Consider the following 16,668-nt stretch of genomic DNA (forward strand, 5'->3'; position numbering starts at 1 on the left):
ACTGTTGGGATTTGGTACCAAAGACGGGACGTAAAATCTGCTGCCATTATAATGACTAATTTCCCATTGTGTCAACCACTGTTCATGGCGTGTCGCGCCCGCCAGCCCGGCGTTTTTACGGAAAAAAACACGAAACGCTTCCTGTCTCGTAAAAAAGATGATTAAATGAAAACTCATTTATTTTGCATAAAAATGCACTGAGAGCAGAAAACCGATCTCATCATCAGTCTACCAAGCAGGGTTTTATTTTATGACGACGATTCTCAAGCATCTTCCCGTAGGTCAACGTATTGGCATCGCTTTTTCCGGCGGCCTGGACACCAGCGCTGCGCTACTGTGGATGCGACAAAAAGGGGCTGTCCCATATGCATATACTGCGAATCTGGGCCAGCCAGACGAGGACGATTATGATGCGATTCCTCGTCGTGCAATGGAATATGGCGCAGAGAACGCTCGCCTGATCGACTGCCGTAAACAACTGGTTGCCGAAGGTATCGCGGCGATTCAGTGTGGCGCATTCCATAACACCACCGGCGGCCTCACCTATTTCAATACCACCCCTCTGGGACGTGCGGTAACCGGCACGATGCTGGTTGCGGCAATGAAAGAAGACGGCGTCCATATCTGGGGCGATGGCAGTACCTATAAAGGAAACGATATTGAACGTTTCTATCGCTATGGCCTGCTGACCAACGCCGAGCTGCAGATTTACAAACCCTGGCTGGATACCGACTTTATTGATGAGCTGGGCGGTCGCCATGAGATGTCTGAATTTATGGCAGCCTGCGGATTTGACTACAAAATGTCGGTCGAAAAAGCCTACTCCACCGACTCCAACATGCTCGGCGCCACGCACGAAGCCAAAGATCTGGAATACCTTAACTCCAGCGTCAAGATCGTTAACCCCATCATGGGCGTGAAGTTCTGGGATGAAAACGTCAGGATCCCGGCGGAAGAAGTGACCGTGCGTTTTGAACAGGGTCATCCGGTCGCCCTGAACGGTAAAACGTTCAGCGACGATGTGGAAATGATGCTGGAAGCGAACCGCATTGGCGGCCGCCACGGTCTCGGCATGAGCGACCAGATTGAAAACCGGATCATTGAAGCCAAAAGCCGCGGCATCTATGAAGCCCCGGGGATGGCGCTGCTGCACATCGCCTATGAGCGTCTGCTGACCGGCATTCACAACGAAGACACCATCGAACAGTATCACGCCCATGGCCGTCAGTTAGGCCGTCTGCTGTATCAGGGTCGCTGGTTCGACTCCCAGGCGCTGATGCTGCGCGATGGTCTGCAACGCTGGGTCGCCAGCCAGATCACCGGCGAAGTGACGCTGGAACTGCGCCGCGGCAACGACTATTCCATCCTGAATACGGTATCGGATAATCTGACCTACAAACCAGAACGTCTGACGATGGAGAAAGGCGACTCGGTCTTCTCCCCGGACGACCGTATCGGTCAGCTGACCATGCGTAACCTGGATATTACCGATACCCGTGAGAAGCTGTTCGGCTATGCCCGGTCTGGTTTGTTGACCGCCTCTTCCGCCACCGGTCTGCCGCAGGTAGAGAATCTGGAAAACAAAGCGAAGTAACGATACAAGCGAAGCCTGATGGCGGTAAGTCGGATACGGATTTCACCTCTCTATCCGATACTTAGCAGAAGTCAGGCGGCACAATAGCTATCGAAATTGCGACAAATACATCCCCTTCTGCCATGCGGAGGGGATTTATTTTTGCACAGGATAATAAATCAAAAATAAATAACTTTAATATATAACTTCAAATAAATAACCCCACCGCTAATATTCAGACTTTATAAATACCTCTTCATTCGTTTTTAAAATAGCACTTTGCTATTCTCACCATGGCTATTTGCCAATACCAACAATAAATTAATATGTTTTATTGATAATTAATAAGGATATTGTATGAGATTAAAACCTTCCAGGATCGCTATTATGATCGCGTCCTGCCTGTTATCAGCGAATGCGCTGGCCGAAATAAGAGCGAATGACGATACGAATAAAATTGAAGGAACTTATAATAAGAGTTTGATGCGTTCAACTGATAATGGTGAAAGCTGGTTAGAATTAGGCATCAGTGATGGAATCAATCAGGGTAAAAACAACGATTTTCCGGGTACGGAAACGGTCGTCGTGGCCAACAAACTTGACGACGTGATGAAAACACCGCTGTATGACCCAACATTGTCTTACGGCACCGCGAATACGAGAGTACGTTATGACGGCTATTACTGGACAAACCAGTGGTGGGCTAACCCTGGCGAAATCCCTGGCAAGAACGCAGTCTGGTTAAAAGGCGCCGCGACTAACCTCGAACAGAATATTGTCGGAACTTATAACTTTACCCCCTGGCAAGGACAGCAGGCGGAAGACTATCAGGTAGATCAAAAAAGCAAGGTAGCGAAACAAACCCGCATTTATGGTTACTATCCTGAATGGGGCGTGTATGAGGCGCACAATTACTTTACGCCGGATAAAATTGCCTGGGATCAGCTCACCCATCTGGCGTATGCATTCGGCGTGGTAAAAAATGGTGTCGTCGTGACGCACGATACTGAGAAAGGCCCAACCTTAATGAAAGAAATAGCCAACAGCAGCAGGCAGGCGGGCGTAAAAAATATTCTTTCAATTGGCGGCTGGACCAACTCTGAAGAAGGCGCATTTGAAACAGCAACCGCCACGCCGGAAGGAGTTGAAAAACTGGCGCAAAGCATCGTCGACTACGTCGTTAAATGGAAATTCGATGGGGTTGATATCGACTGGGAGTATCCTGACACTGAAGTTGAAAAAATGCAGTTCACCGATCTTCTTACCAACCTGCGTAATAAACTTGATGTGCTGGGTAAACAAAACGATATCTACTATCAGCTGTCGGCGGCAGTTACGGTAAACCATAAGAATATCGCTTATATTAACCCTAAGGTGACGGCCCCTCTGCTTGATTCCGTTAACGTGATGGCATACGACATCCACGGCGCTTTCGATCCCATTACGGGCCACAATGCGCCGCTGTATGCCAATAGCCAGGATGCAGATCAAAAGCTGAATGTGTCTGCAACGATAAATGAATATGTAAACACCTGGAATGTACCAAAAAGCAAAATTACCATGGGGGTTCCCTTCTATGGTCGTGGATGGGGAGAGGTTAATCCAACGGAAATCATTAAAGGGTTGCCGGGATTATTTGCGCCAGGGAGCGCAACCGTACACGGCGCCTGGGATGATAAAGACCAGTTTACCGGAACGAATCCTTTCTATGTCCTGCAGGAAAAAATTGCCAGCGGAGATTACACGCGCTATTGGGATGCGGAATCGCATGTTCCCTATCTGTACAATGCGAAAACCAGAGAGTTCCTGACCTATGATGATGAAGCGTCTATCACTGATAAAGTGAATTACATCAAAGACCAGGCATTGGGCGGCGCAATCATCTGGGATATCAGCGGTGATTCCAGCGACCATACGTTAGGGAAAATTGTTGCGACGCTTAAAAATAGCGACAGCGACGACGATGATGGGGATGGTGATGATGCTGCCGACGAAACAGGCGTCGTCTCCTATTTGAACTTAAAGCCCGGCGCTAACCGTGGACTCATTTTTGACAGCAAAACAGATCGTTACGTTATGTATCCCGGCATTTATACTGAAATGCCTCTGACGGAATTTAAAAACGGCGTTTTTGATATTCGTCTGAATAATGTTTCTGTAGCAAAAAGCAAAAAGGGTTATGTCAGTGAAGGTAAATCCGGCAATAAAGAGCAAACCGCCTATATTCTCACGAACAGATTAACCATTAATGAAGGCGATGTTATTACTGTTGTTCGTCAGGATGGCGATAAAGAGTATGTTGACGCCTCAAAAACCGTTACCCGGGAAATGCTCGGACATGCCGTTTTTGACGAAAGTGGCGTGTTAAAAGATGTCTACATTGCCGGTTCCAGTACCACAGACCATGCTATTCAGCTGTTGACGGATGGCTTTATTGATACGCGTTACGAGATCTACCTCAACGACCAGTATGTCGCCAGCGCCGATATCCAGAATACAGGTGATTGCGTAACGGAAAATATGGAGTGCGGCTGGAAAACTGCGAAAAGAGTCCTTTACAGCACGGTTGCCAGCATTGTGGTTAAGGAAAATGATAACGTTAAGGTCTATCACATTGACGGGGATAAGAAAACGCTGGCCGCTGCGCTGACGGTCCCCCGTGGTCTTGATTACTATTAATGTCTTAAAACAACGCCATGCCCGGGAAACCGGGCATTTTTGTTTATAGAGAACCTGAGAACGTTAACCGGGCACTGGCAACCGTCATTTCCGCCGCCTTCGACAGAAAAGCAGACAGGACGAATTCTGAGCGCGTCAGACCTGTAAGTCGCGTTCTGCTAACTGAGCCACAAGCAGCAGCGCTCCAGCACGTTTATAAGCGTCAGGCACAAATAAATAGAGTAACGGAGAGGGGAAATAAGACAAACTACAAGCCAGGGCTTACGTGGATTGCGGATACGAAAATGGACGTCAATTGACGTCCATTCGCTGAATATTGGTACCGAGGACGGGACTTGAACCCGTAAGCCCTATTGGGCACTACCACCTCAAGGTAGCGTGTCTACCAATTCCACCACCTCGGCACTGAGATCTTACTGCGGGATATCGCTGGTCGGCTGAGCCGGAGCAGCTGGCTGAGTCTGCTCGGTCTTCGCCGGCGCGCTCAGGTTTTCCCACTCACTTCCTTTATTGGTCTTGTTGCTGTTGATATTACCCAGCACCAGACTGATGATGAAGAACAAGGTCGCCAGCAAAGCCGTCATGCGGGTCATGAAGTTACCAGAACCACTTGAACCAAACAGCGTAGCGGAAGCGCCTGCTCCGAAGGAGGCTCCCATATCAGCGCCTTTACCTTGCTGCAGCATAATCAGACCCACCAAGCCAATTGCCACAATAAGGAAAACTACCAAAAGAGCTTCGTACATAATCAACCTGTTCCTTGCGGAGTTGCCGCGTACCAATGCTTCAACCAATAAAGCGGGATAATTTACTGTTTCCCACTGAAGCGGGTGTGAATACTAACCAAAGCGAATGACCTTCGCAAGGGCAATTTTAGTGCATTGTATCAACTGCGGAAAAAAACAGCAAAAGCGGCTTTTTCCGGCGGTTAACACCATCAAACGACCATAAAACAGCCGGCTATTTCTGCTCCTTTTCGGCCCCCTGCTTTATGAGCCGGTATTTTCCATACCGTTTCACAATACGCCAGATGCCGTTAGCCGTCTCCACAGGCTCCCGCGGACTGTAAAAAGCGGTTTTTTTACCCATGCGCACACCTATTTGCATGTCTTCCCCTTCACCGCTAATCAGGGTAATCACCGGAGTTATATCCACAGGCTCCACAACTATCTTTTTCTCCTCTACTGCAACAGCCTGCGCACGCGCAAGATTTGGCGTTGAGGTGGCAACAGAAAGCATAGCCATGGGGTTTGCCGGCTGCTGGCGATGGCTGAGCTCCAGATGCAGGTGCGGACCATTGGTTCGTCCGCTCGCCCCAGACAAAGCAATAACATTGCCTCTTAAAACCTTATCGCCTGTCTGCACGTTAATTTTATTCAGATGCAGATAGCGGCTGCTCCAGCCATCGGCATGATTGACGGTAACGTAGAATCCCGTTACCGGACCGTAGCCCGTCGCCGCAATTTCACCGTCCGCAACCGCCATCACCTCACTATTTATCGGCGCGCGCAAATCCACCCCTTCATGACGCTTAAACTGATGCGTCACCGGGTGGTAGCGCATTCCATAAGGTGACGTCACCACAATGTCATGGGGCAGAGGAAAAATGAAGGTCCCCTCCGGAAGGTCCGTCACGCCGGATACCACGCGTGGCGTGGTTAACGGCTTCCAGGTCGGGGGCAGAGCGCTGGTTGACGGCATAGTCAGATTTAAAATGGAAATAAAGCTGCTGGCCGGTTTATCGTCCGTCATTTCCGCATCTTCCTGCGTAGCGTTAGTCCGCGGCGATAAAGGAAAAAACGTTGCCAGCGCCGTCACCAGAGAACAAACGTTCTTCTCCCCGTCAGGAAACGCCGCCGCTGGCCATGACGGGAAGGCTTCATTCCAGAGGGTTGCGGCGCTAATCCGACACGCCAGCGGATCCGCCGGGAAACGTTTTTCAGGCGACGCTTTAATCCCTTCTCCCGTCAGCAGAGTGCTGAAATAGTTTTGGTAGCTTTCACGCTGCGTCGACACTGCGGGTACGGCCGCCTGCGGTAAGGTCGTGGTCGGAGAAGGCGTTAACAGCAGAGGAAACACCAGAGCCATCATAAATGAAGCACCTCCACATACATCAGCCAGACCGCCATCAGAACAATCGCCGGGCCAAAAGGAAGATACCCTTTTTCAGCCAGGTCGCTACGCGGCGCGCGTTTGCAGATACGGAGATAGCCGAAGCGCAGCAGAAAAAAACAGAGTCCCAGCAGCGCGGAACCCAGCATCAGAACGGCAATGTGGGTCGTACCCAGCCAGGCGGCACAGGCGGCAAATAGCTTAACATCCCCCTTGCCGAACCCTTCGCGCCCAACGATCCGCTGAAATCCCTCCGCCATCAGCCAGGTAAAGCTCCAGATCATGGCGGCGCCGATGACGCTGTCGCGCGGAGATACCGGAATAAGGTTGCGGACCGAAGCAATCAGTCCGCCCCACAGCAACAGATAAACCAGACTGTCCGGCAGCAAAAAAGTGTTGAGATCGATAACCGCCAGCGCATAGAGCAGGCAGAGAAAGAAAGCGAAAAAAGCAAGCTGGACAAGGCTGTACTGTGGGTACAGATAACAGACCAGCGCCCAGAACACGGCGCCGATTGCAGCTTCACTAAGCGGATAGATAAAAGGGATCGCGCAGCGGCAGTGACGGCACTTTCCCCTTAACAGCAGCCAGCTCACCACGGGAATATTATCCCACGGCAGGATATTCCGCTGGCAGCGTGGACAGTGGGACGGCGGCCACCATAAATTGACGTTAGGTAGACGGTCACGCTCCGCGTCATCCACAGCGTCGCGAAGTATCATCAGCGGCAGACGGTAAATCACCACGTTTAAAAAGCTGCCGATCAGTAAGCCCAGCATCAGCGCCAGCCACGGATACCAGGGGGTAAAAAATTCGTCCATGCGTAGGTAAACCTTTTAATATTGCTTACAACATAATGGCGTATCACCCACCTTATTTAAGGAGAGTTAATGCAACCTGTTTTTCTTTCTTACGCCATCTGTTACAGGTATGACAGGAAAAGCCAACCGGATATCAATAAAAGGCCAAGTTCCTTTTATTTGATAAAAACAGCTTTCCGTCACGGGCAGTTAACCGGAATAAGCGCCATCTGTTCATCCGTAAAAGGCCTCACCCTGACGTTAGGATAGATACTAGACCACGGGGTGCCGCCACTTGTTGTATCCAGCCAAACCTGAATAGCAGAGAGTTGGGTAGGTCTGATAAACTGTGGTAACTTGACGTCATTAAAATTTGCGCCAGCCGCTGTGCCACCGCTCTCCTCTAACTCCATTTCATCACCATTGCCTGTCGCCCTGTATTCAAAAAAAAGGGGCTCAGTGTACTTATTGTTTTCTTTATTCTTCAACGTTATCAGGATAGTTCCGTCGTCGTCTTTGTAGGGGGTAAAATATTCCACGCGTAACAATTTCAGTTTCCGCGTCGGGAGAAAAAGCCAGCTAATATCGCCATTACCGTATGCCGAGTCAGAGAGCACTTTTACTGTCTCTCCCGGAAAATCCTTTTTTATTTCATTGTAAGCAGAGATCCCTTTCCCCAAGGCCCCGTACCCTTTCGTTACACAGTCCCCATCATTTCGGCAATACGCCGTGTCACTACCAGTAGCAAGAAAAGGTGTTGTTGGCCATATAGCATCCCCTTTCCCATTAATTTTATAGATATCGTAAAAATCATCCATATGCTTAAGATTACTGTCTGTAATATAAATAATATTAAAGATCGGCCGTACATAGTCCCGAGTCAATTTATCACTAGGAACCTGAAATGAAATAGGGAAAAAAGTGTCCCACAATGAACAAGGCTTGACCCCTGCGCTGAATCCATAATTCTGGGAGCTTTTCGCGCTCAGGCTACAAAAACTTAATACAGCCAGCAGGCATATTTGTGACCATTTTACTCTTTTTTTCATTTTACCCCTCCACATTATCCGGTAGCGCTTTGCGATAGCGTATCCATCAGCGAGAAGAGGGCTAAAAAAACCCAGATCACGCTGCCGCCCAAAATTACCGTCGCCAGGTTTTTAAGCAGTCCGGCAATTTTCTTAATATATTCCTGGATATGTTCTCTGGAGCGTTCGGATACGGAAAGTAACACTTCGTTAAACGAAGGGAGATCGGCATACAGGCTGATGTTCAGTAACTCTTCAGCGCCCATCAGTCCGCTGTCCAGCGCTTTACCATAATTGACGCCGTGGGCCATCTTTTCCAGCATGACAAAGATATGCCATTTCAACCAGCGATTGGCGTTTAGCTGAATAATGGAAAGCGCATCGGTTAACGGAATGCCATTACTTAACATCAACGACAGGTTGTTAAGAAAAATGGAAGACGTTAATTGCCTGAACGTCGAAAATGGTATGATTTTGTCTAAAACGCGGTTTCTCAGCGCGCCCTTGAAATTGGCCATCATTAACCGTAGCAGGAATACAAGCAGGACAAATCCAATTAACACTTTCAGCCATAGCCCTTCATAAAGCGCAACGCCAAAATGATATAAATTTTGCGTCACGCCCGGCCACTTTTCGATAGGTACAACGGAGGCAAACGCCGGAAAGACCTTTTGCGAATAACCGGCGATAACAATCAACGATAACGTAATCATAATTAGCGGGAAAATCAGCGCCCCGATAATTTTTTTACGTAGTTCGTCATTGTATTTAATGATTGAAACCAGAGTAAAAAATCCCTCCGATAGACGTCCGCTTCTCTCTGCTGCGGTGATGACGCTCAGTTCTGAGTTAGGCACCATCCCCTCAAAAACAGCGGCAACGGACGTCTCCTGCTTCATTTGATTTATTAAGCCCAGCAGACGTTTGCTGAACCCTTTTCCCAGTAAGGCTTGCCCTTCCTTCTGCAACTTTTGCAACGAATCATATAAGGGTAAGCCCGCCTTAATCATATCGGCGCAAAACTGGTAGATATAGATGCGCTGCTTTTTACTGAATTTTTTCAACGATCATCTCCAGATCTTCAACCGGCAGAACGCCGAATTCCATTGCAAACCATCTGGCATCAATGCGTCCCTGGAGAACATATGCCATCACCTTTTCACGAATTTCGAAACCTTCAGCGAGGCCGGCAACGCTTTTTCGCTTTTCACGCCACAGGGTATAGACATTCAGCCACTCCTGACGGGAAATCGCCGCCAGCTCATCGTAGGTCGGTAAGAAATACTCCATCGCCAACTGGCGCCCTCTGATACCGCTGTGCCTGCACTTTACGCAGCCCTGTTCGCTGGACTGGTACAGGGTAAACGTGCGCCCGGCAATTACTTTCTCCGCATAAAGCTGCTTACAGGCATCACAAAGCACCGGCACCAGCTTTTGACACTGCAGCCCTGCAATAAAACCGGGCGTCGACAGCTTATCGCTGCTGATACCCAGCGCGGACATACGCTGGAGTAACGAAACGATATTGCCCGCATGTACCGTGGTGAAACAGTAATGACCGCTCTCCACCGCGCCAGCCAGCGCATTGGCCGACACGTTGTCACGAATTTCCCCCACCATCAGCACATCAGGGTCCCGTCGCAGCGCGGATTTAATCGCCGCATGGAATCCACCACCGTCCACGCTCACCACCGAGCTTTGCTTTGCGCCATATATCTGGTATTCCACGGGGTCTTCAACCGTCAGAAAGCAGCCGCGATCGTCATAACGGTTGATCTGCAGCCACTCCATCAAATTTTTCAGGGTGGTGGATTTACCCGAGCCCGTCGTCCCGGCGATCACATAAGCGCCATAAGGATTACTGAGGATGCGTTTAAGATCCTCCGTTTCCTCCTGAGAAATACCTATTTTCTCCAGCGAGCCGAGATTATCTTTCTGCAAGCCTGAAGGAATAATACGCAGTACGGCATGGTAACAGTCCGCCGTTTCACCAAAGATGGGAAAATGGGCGTAACGGAAACGGTAAGGCTTACCGTTCAGGCTGTACAAAATATTCGCATTCTGCGGAATAGCACGGTTCCAGGTCGTATCCCTGGTGGTTGCCTCCACGTTATACAAGACGAAGACCATCTCATCGCACTGCTGCGACTTTATCTGCATAAATGGTTTCAACACGCCATTAACGCGCGCTTCAAAGACGGCAAGTACGTCATTACGCGTAATATGGAGATCGCTTGCCCCCATATTTACTACGCGTTGCAGAACATTCACTAATCGTTGCTGAGTATCCGTAACATCAATTTCAGTATGCGCGGCATTAAGTGCTCTAAGCGAGATAAATTCCAGTACATGGAAATAATCATCTTCCGTTACCACAGCTATGCCAATAACGGGGCGTTTATGCATGGATCTCAGGCGCGCTATTTGTAGTTCATATTCAAAGAGCTTATCGATATTAATGCTATGCACTAATAAATATTCGCCCTCTCCCTGAACCGGAGACGCGCTTATGCCAATGCCCTCAAACTCATGATATTCCCACAGACCAGAAAGGGTTTCTTCCGGCGTGATTCGCTTAAAGCCAACGCTCACGGAATGACTTCCTCAATTTTTAACCCTGAGTTTTTATCCCTTCGCAGAATGTATTGCTGTCCATCCATGGAGAATGTTTCCCCTGGTGCGGCATAACGCAGCTGGTCACCTGCATGATTGACAATAGCAACGCGAGCACGTCCGCCAATGACTGATTCCAGTACAACATGCGGCATGACTGTGGCAACAGGCGCCGACCGTTTTGCGTTGTCCTGAGGCTCTGCTTTACGTACCGGCGCTAAAGGTGCGGCCGGGGCTTTTTTATCCTCTCCGCGCAGTTTACGGATCTCACTGCGCATCTTTTCCAGTTCGACTTCATTCTGCAGTTTGCGCTTTGCCGACTGATAAGCATAATCATCCTCAACGAGCTGCTGGAGATGTTCCTGCATCGTTATCGGCGCAGTTTTTTCCGTCTGCGGAGGACTTTTTTCCGGCATGTTACTGGTTGAAGCAACGTTCTCTGCGGCCTGCGGCGCAGACGGCAATTGCGTAGTCGGCGCCGCAAGCGCCAACTCGCTGCTGACCATTAATGCCACAATCACACCGAAATATTTTACGCTTTGCATACTAATCCTCCGGAAATTTTAATTCCATCTTTCACCGTTTCAATCTTCCTGATTAAAAAAGCATCCCGATATGCTTGTTTATACAAGGCGAGCTGAGCTAAAAATTTAGAACTACCATATTGTCCCCCAGTTCCAGATACCTCAATACTCCAGTCTGAAGAGAGCATCCCGTAAGATTTAACTTGTCCAGTTAACCTTTTCTCCAGATCGCCTACTGGTGATTTTGGCAGCGATTTAAAAACAATTTCACCATTCTTCTTTCGGCTTTTACCTGAAGCTATAACAGAGTTATACGTTTTAATGTACGAAATAACATCATTACAGGCAGGCAGCTCCAACGGTTTGTTTGCTTTATAGGCCTTCAGCCCGTCATGGTTCGGTATGGAAAACTTCATATCCTTATATTCCAGTGATAACGCATCTTTTTTATTTTTTCCTTTCCCGACAGGGAAAGATGCCAGATATGTTTTACCAAAAAAGGTTAATGACGGCTGCGTTAAGATAGCTCCGGACTGAAGCTCAAAATGCATACTGCATAATTTCATTGAGCAGTTATAACCAAGATCTTCAGCTGGCAACCGAATCAAACTTAATGAGAGGATGCTACGATGAATTTCGTCCAGTAAACGGAGAGCTGAATCAATACTTACCCCTTCGAGTGATTTTGCATACCAGTCCTGCACGGAGTCAATGTCTTTACGTAACTGCTGCGCAGCCTGTTGCTGCTGTGCCTTCATTTCATCGGCAGGCAATTTGATAAAATAATACCAGTAGCCTGCCCCTGCGCCACCGGACAGTACAATCATTATCAACAACCACCCCATAACTTGCAGCAGGGATGTCGTGCCACTTTTTTTCTTCCAGAAATATAAACCTTCCAGCATATCTTATCCCGCCACCAGAAAATGGAGTGCTAACGCCAGGAGTGCCAAAAAAATAATCCCACCGGCCAGAATTGAGCTAATAATCAGTCTGCGACGCCGCTTCATGGAAAGCTGATGCGCCCGGCATTTTTCCACCACCACGGAAAGCTGAACTTCGGTGAGCAGCGTTATTTCCAGATGCTCATACTGTTCCGGATGGCGCATTAATTCATCAAACAGGCTGCGTTCGATAAAACAGTCGGTCCCGCTGACGATCCTGCCGTTATTAACAATCAGCAGATAGGTGAAATTATCATCACCATGGAAAAAATAGATCCCGTCACCAAACAGCTCTTTTATATAAATCGCGAAGGGCTCATAAAGCGTAGAGATTTTTTCGCAATAGCCTGTTGCCAGATGCCCCTCTGCATCTTTATAAACCAATCGGCGGTTCGCTTTTACCATACCGCGAAAAGCGGCCTGCGCTCCGGGCTCCAGATGACTCATGGACACGGGTTCCCAGAGCAGACCGGTCAGGATGTTATTGTCATGTAAGAGCTTATCCATGATCTTTTCTCATCAGCGCGACGTTATTGGCTGACGATAGTAATCGACGCCAATGACCATCACGACGGTGGCCGCTTCATCCTCATTTTTATCGCCCACGCCCAGGATCTGATACTCAAGTCCGCCCTTTTCTTCTTTCACATCATATTTGGCTACCATAAGCAGATCGCCAGGCATGATAATGGATGAGTTGAAAGCCTCGGTCGTACTCACATTAGGCAGCTGTACATCTTCGTATGTATCGATACCTTCCAGATAACGCTTCGTAAAACCGCTTACCACTTCAATACGGCCATCGGAAAGCACGCGCGGCGTAATAATAAAGCTGGTGCCCGTTACGACAGATGAAGTTTCAACTTCCACATTCACTTCACCATTGTCATCGGTTGTACGCGTTTTACCGGAGACATAATTCTGCGATTTGGTCATATTCAGCGGAATAGCCATGTTGTTCCGCGTGATAAAAGAACCACTTTGTATTGACCTGTCACCGGTTAACTTATAGAGCGCGTCAAGCCCACTATTGATGTCAACATTGCTGTTTTTCCAGCCAGCTGAAATTCCACCCGTAAGTGAATCCAGTAAACTTGAGCCGATTTTTACCGTGTTATGTCCATCTTCAAAATTAAGCTTTAATCCAGCTGAAAGCTCTTTAACTTTATTTTTATCCAGTGTGAATATTTTGTAGGTAACGATAAACTGACGGCTATTATCAGCCTTATACTTATCTAATGCCTGACTGAGCGCCTCGTATTCAGAAGGTCTGGAGTTAACCATTAGCACAGAGGAATCTTTAAAAATGTTATAATTACCTGAGGATATATAATTTTTAGCCATATCCTCAACATCATCCCAGAAGGACGACTCAAATTTAGTCTCCGTTTTTCCGGTGAGGCCGCCGCTGGAGGTTGCTTCGTTGCCAGAAAGGTCCAGAGTGGTTTCGGTTTTATTATTTTCGCCGTAAAAATCAAGCTTGAGAACATATGTTTCAAAAACGTTTATTTTCAATATGTTTTGTTCGTCAAGTTTTGGGCTTACATCATACAGAGAAGCAATATAGCGAATAAACTCTTCAAAAGTCCCATCGAATTTAACGCTGCGGGCAACATCCCAGCTATTATCACCTTTTGTCGTCCCTGATTTTCCCCCCATCGAGCTGTCATTGATACGATAGCTAATCCCCGTCTGCGCAGAGACCGCCTCCATAATGACAGCTAACGTTGCTGGCTCATAAGAGGAAATTTTGACATGTTTCGCCATGATGCGTTGCTGTTCAGGGCTGTAAGCGACTTTCTGGCCAATAAATGCACCTTCGTACTTTATATACGGCCTTGCTTTAGATTCATCCTGTGTGATGGCATCTTTGAAATGCTCCTGCACCAGGTTTGTCGCATCATATTTTTTTTCAAAGTCACTGACGCACCCCTGAAGGAATACCGTTAGCATTAACAGCCCTGTTCTGATCTTCATCCCTGCACCCATTTATTTTTTACATTTCATCAATAACAATCACGCGGTTTTTTTGATACTTTTTAACCACCAGACCATAATTCTCCGAGAAGAAAAGCTCCCCCAGCGCCTGCAGTATTTCGTCATCATTTTTTCCGGACAACGTAATACTGTTATAAACGCGGTAGTCTTTCTTACTGTTCCAGAAAAGTTTATATCCATTACCGGATACCCACTTACCTATCTCCTGGCTGAGCAGGCTATTCTCCAGAATGATCAAAGAAGGCGTTGCGGAGGAAAGCATACTCTGAGTCTCGCCCGTAAAGGGATTTCTGGCAGACTGATGATTAGTCGCGCCGGAAACTTCGCTGGAGGCGACCGTATGGATATCTGAAGCATTGTTATTATTTGCCTGAACCTGCGGCAAAAACATTACCGACAATAGAAACAGACAGTTTTTCCTGATAATCATTTTATCTTCCCTCTGTTTATCAGATAAACATTATTTATATGTTGTCGTACTTAATAAATCCTGAGGCGTGCCAGATTGCGGTATAGTACTACACCATTTTGTAATAACATAAGATATGAATGGTGGATTTTCGATGCTATGCCCCAGTCCCGTTTCTGAATCATACATACCTATTACCGCCGTCACAGCCCAGATATATTTGCCGCCAGGATAAATATATTTACTGGCAGAGTTATGATCGGCCGATATCCCTTGTGAGACATCCTGCTCGGCCAGTTCTACCTGCACCGTAACTCCGCCAAGCATATCGAGTTTTTTGCTGTCTCTTAATCTTTTGCGCGTCTCACTCTGCTTAGTATACATATCAACTGTACCAGTACCGTCGTTATAAGCAGAAACGGAAGAGATACTGGCAGACAGTCGCGGATATAACTTTCTGACAATTTTTACTGTTTTCTTATTGCCCTCATTGTCCAGTATCGCTTCACCATTGGCGTCACGTAGAATAATTTCCTGTTCAACAGCAGGACAAGCCTGTACAGCAAAACGATGCCAGCCAGACATTTTATTGCTATCGTCATACTCCGCGATATAATTTTGTTTACCCGTAATATCATTTATTGAATATTCAGTTCCCGAATATTCGCTCACCGACGGAGTAACGAGTTCAAAAGCATCATAAGCCCGGGAGGGATAATAATCTGATATAGTGTCCCAGCCTCTTATGCTATAACCATTCCAGGGACGACTGGAGGTATTATCATCCAGGTAAAATTCGCCCTCAATCTCTTCATTATTGTTGTTCGTGTACGTAAAGCGTTCCGGGTTACCGTCAGCGGCAAGCCATAAATCGCCACCATATCGGCGCTTAAAAATAAAAACCGGCCGCGAGGTGTTTTCCATCACCAGATTGGCTTTCAACGTACCCGCCACCCGATCGCCACGCTGATCTTCCTGGTCAGTCATGTTGAGCGCCAGAATTCTGTCTTCGCCGTGTACTCCGGTTCCTGGCTCCTGGTCATAACACAGCTCAACCTTACTTTCCGTTGAGTTCCAGCACATATTGCCGGCATTGCCGCCGCTGCCGCTGTCGTTATCATTCATATCGAAGGTCAAACGAATGCCCAACTGTTGCCCCGCGCCAGCCTTCTCTAAACGTTTCAGATTCGACGCCATGTCAGAAAATTCCACAGGCGTTGTACCGTCTGCTTTAGTGACCAGTTGCCAGGCATCCACTGACGTTTTCCGGCGGACAATCATAATATGCGAAGCAATTAAACCGGCATTGTTCAGCGCGTTGTTAAAAGCAGAGGCATAGTTCGCAAAGCTGTACTTATCTCCGCCATCCGTATACGCAAAAGCAACGATAACATCCATCCGGGAAACGGTGCTGGACGGTGTGGTTAAATCGTCAGAGGTAAACCCAATACGATCAATCTTCGCTGCTGGATTATCTGCAGCCGTTACCAGCGAACAGGGTAAATACTCTGTTGTCAGTTCAAACTCTGATTTCAGCGACGTGTTACAACTTTTACTAATAAACAAATAGCGCTGTTGTTTCTGGGCGTTAAAGTCATCACCCCATAAAAAATAATCCGTTGCCTTCCCGGTATTAATATCGTTAACGCTGTTCGTAATACGATAACGATAATGTGCGTCATTAGCACTGGCACCGTTGCTATCATAAAAAGGATTATCTTTCTCCCCTCCTTTGGTTTGCAACGTTTCGTCACGTAAATAATTTACCACGCCCTTCATTTCCTGGACAAGCGCGTTCGCTATGGTCTGGCGCATCTCCTTCGCAGCCTGTTTACGAGCGTAATTGGTATACATTACCAACGCGCCACCGACAATGGCCAGAACGACGATCACTTCCAGTAATGAAAAACCTGACGCTTTATTTCGCGGACGCATATTCCTTCCTGAATAACTTCCTGTTGTGCAGAAACTATTAAGTGGCTATTTAC

At 47.7% G+C, this 16,668-nt stretch carries 14 protein-coding genes and 1 tRNA gene; 2 read left to right on the forward strand and 13 right to left on the reverse strand.

Annotated features, from left to right (window positions below):
* Positions 1 to 250: 250 nt before the first annotated feature.
* The gene (argG, locus tag K7R23_RS03155) at positions 251 to 1,594 is read left to right on the forward strand and encodes an argininosuccinate synthase (protein ID WP_012908552.1); all 1,344 of its coding nucleotides are present in this window, start codon (positions 251 to 253) and stop codon (positions 1,592 to 1,594) included.
* Positions 1,595 to 1,930: 336 nt separating this feature from the next.
* The gene (locus K7R23_RS03160) at positions 1,931 to 4,252 is read left to right on the forward strand and encodes a glycoside hydrolase family 18 protein (protein ID WP_012908551.1); all 2,322 of its coding nucleotides are present in this window, start codon (positions 1,931 to 1,933) and stop codon (positions 4,250 to 4,252) included.
* Between the two features lie 317 nt (positions 4,253 to 4,569).
* Here K7R23_RS03160 and K7R23_RS03165 read toward each other — a convergent pair.
* The 13 genes from K7R23_RS03165 to K7R23_RS03225 all read right to left on the reverse strand — a co-directional run bounded on the left by K7R23_RS03165 (position 4,570) and on the right by K7R23_RS03225 (position 16,615).
* A tRNA-Leu gene (locus tag K7R23_RS03165) sits at positions 4,570 to 4,656 on the reverse strand.
* A gap of 9 nt (positions 4,657 to 4,665) precedes the next feature.
* Positions 4,666 to 4,998 (reverse strand): preprotein translocase subunit SecG, encoded by a 333-nt coding sequence (gene secG, locus K7R23_RS03170; protein WP_024133063.1) that lies wholly within the window; start codon positions 4,996 to 4,998, stop codon positions 4,666 to 4,668.
* 214 nt (positions 4,999 to 5,212) lie between these two features.
* The gene (locus tag K7R23_RS03175; RefSeq protein ID WP_012908549.1) at positions 5,213 to 6,343 is read right to left on the reverse strand and encodes a M23 family metallopeptidase; all 1,131 of its coding nucleotides are present in this window, start codon (positions 6,341 to 6,343) and stop codon (positions 5,213 to 5,215) included.
* Positions 6,340 to 7,185: a prepilin peptidase gene (locus tag K7R23_RS03180; protein WP_012908548.1), complete on the reverse strand. Its 846-nt coding sequence runs from the start codon at positions 7,183 to 7,185 to the stop codon at positions 6,340 to 6,342. The genes K7R23_RS03175 and K7R23_RS03180 overlap by 4 nt, the downstream gene beginning before the upstream one ends.
* 179 nt (positions 7,186 to 7,364) lie before the next feature.
* On the reverse strand, positions 7,365 to 8,213 hold the full coding sequence (locus K7R23_RS03185; protein WP_148222121.1) for a hypothetical protein: 849 nt from the start codon (positions 8,211 to 8,213) through the stop codon (positions 7,365 to 7,367).
* A gap of 14 nt (positions 8,214 to 8,227) precedes the next feature.
* Positions 8,228 to 9,256: a type II secretion system F family protein gene (locus tag K7R23_RS03190; protein ID WP_012908546.1), complete on the reverse strand. Its 1,029-nt coding sequence runs from the start codon at positions 9,254 to 9,256 to the stop codon at positions 8,228 to 8,230.
* On the reverse strand, positions 9,240 to 10,598 hold the full coding sequence (locus K7R23_RS03195) for an ATPase, T2SS/T4P/T4SS family (RefSeq protein WP_012908545.1): 1,359 nt from the start codon (positions 10,596 to 10,598) through the stop codon (positions 9,240 to 9,242). Before K7R23_RS03195 ends, K7R23_RS03190 begins: the two co-directional genes overlap by 17 nt.
* Before the next feature lie 182 nt (positions 10,599 to 10,780).
* The gene (locus K7R23_RS03200; RefSeq protein WP_012908544.1) at positions 10,781 to 11,350 is read right to left on the reverse strand and encodes a hypothetical protein; all 570 of its coding nucleotides are present in this window, start codon (positions 11,348 to 11,350) and stop codon (positions 10,781 to 10,783) included.
* Positions 11,338 to 12,234 carry a flagellar basal body-associated FliL family protein gene (locus K7R23_RS03205; protein WP_012908543.1) on the reverse strand — a complete coding sequence of 299 codons (897 nt, stop codon included), beginning with the start codon at positions 12,232 to 12,234 and terminating at the stop codon, positions 11,338 to 11,340. Before K7R23_RS03205 ends, K7R23_RS03200 begins: the two co-directional genes overlap by 13 nt.
* 3 nt (positions 12,235 to 12,237) lie before the next feature.
* Complete coding sequence (locus K7R23_RS03210) at positions 12,238 to 12,780, reverse strand: hypothetical protein (protein WP_012908542.1); 543 nt, start codon at positions 12,778 to 12,780, stop codon at positions 12,238 to 12,240.
* A 12-nt stretch (positions 12,781 to 12,792) separates the two neighbouring features.
* On the reverse strand, positions 12,793 to 14,262 hold the full coding sequence (locus K7R23_RS03215) for a hypothetical protein (RefSeq protein WP_012908541.1): 1,470 nt from the start codon (positions 14,260 to 14,262) through the stop codon (positions 12,793 to 12,795).
* 7 nt (positions 14,263 to 14,269) lie between these two features.
* Complete coding sequence (locus tag K7R23_RS03220) at positions 14,270 to 14,701, reverse strand: TcpQ domain-containing protein (RefSeq protein ID WP_012908540.1); 432 nt, start codon at positions 14,699 to 14,701, stop codon at positions 14,270 to 14,272.
* A 30-nt stretch (positions 14,702 to 14,731) separates the two neighbouring features.
* Complete coding sequence (locus tag K7R23_RS03225; protein WP_012908539.1) at positions 14,732 to 16,615, reverse strand: prepilin-type N-terminal cleavage/methylation domain-containing protein; 1,884 nt, start codon at positions 16,613 to 16,615, stop codon at positions 14,732 to 14,734.
* Between the last annotated feature and the right edge of the window lie 53 nt (positions 16,616 to 16,668).

The organism is Citrobacter rodentium NBRC 105723 = DSM 16636, from assembly GCF_021278985.1.
GTDB classification, from domain to species: domain Bacteria; phylum Pseudomonadota; class Gammaproteobacteria; order Enterobacterales; family Enterobacteriaceae; genus Citrobacter_A; species Citrobacter_A rodentium.

Excerpts from the sequence above, each read along its gene's own strand:
- K7R23_RS03225 (WP_012908539.1), bottom strand. The coding sequence starts at position 16,615 with ATGCGTCCGCGAAATAAAGCGTCAGGTTTTTCATTACTGGAAGTGATC.
- K7R23_RS03195 (WP_012908545.1), bottom strand. The coding sequence starts at position 10,598 with ATGCATAAACGCCCCGTTATTGGCATAGCTGTGGTAACGGAAGATGAT.
- K7R23_RS03205 (WP_012908543.1), bottom strand. The coding sequence starts at position 12,234 with ATGCTGGAAGGTTTATATTTCTGGAAGAAAAAAAGTGGCACGACATCC.
- K7R23_RS03215 (WP_012908541.1), bottom strand. The coding sequence starts at position 14,262 with ATGGGTGCAGGGATGAAGATCAGAACAGGGCTGTTAATGCTAACGGTA.
- K7R23_RS03185 (WP_148222121.1), bottom strand. The coding sequence starts at position 8,213 with ATGAAAAAAAGAGTAAAATGGTCACAAATATGCCTGCTGGCTGTATTA.
- K7R23_RS03200 (WP_012908544.1), bottom strand. The coding sequence starts at position 11,350 with ATGCAAAGCGTAAAATATTTCGGTGTGATTGTGGCATTAATGGTCAGC.
- K7R23_RS03160 (WP_012908551.1), top strand. The coding sequence starts at position 1,931 with ATGAGATTAAAACCTTCCAGGATCGCTATTATGATCGCGTCCTGCCTG.
- argG (WP_012908552.1), top strand. The coding sequence starts at position 251 with ATGACGACGATTCTCAAGCATCTTCCCGTAGGTCAACGTATTGGCATC.
- K7R23_RS03175 (WP_012908549.1), bottom strand. The coding sequence starts at position 6,343 with ATGATGGCTCTGGTGTTTCCTCTGCTGTTAACGCCTTCTCCGACCACG.
- K7R23_RS03220 (WP_012908540.1), bottom strand. The coding sequence starts at position 14,701 with ATGATTATCAGGAAAAACTGTCTGTTTCTATTGTCGGTAATGTTTTTG.
- K7R23_RS03180 (WP_012908548.1), bottom strand. The coding sequence starts at position 7,185 with ATGGACGAATTTTTTACCCCCTGGTATCCGTGGCTGGCGCTGATGCTG.
- secG (WP_024133063.1), bottom strand. The coding sequence starts at position 4,998 with ATGTACGAAGCTCTTTTGGTAGTTTTCCTTATTGTGGCAATTGGCTTG.
- K7R23_RS03210 (WP_012908542.1), bottom strand. The coding sequence starts at position 12,780 with ATGGATAAGCTCTTACATGACAATAACATCCTGACCGGTCTGCTCTGG.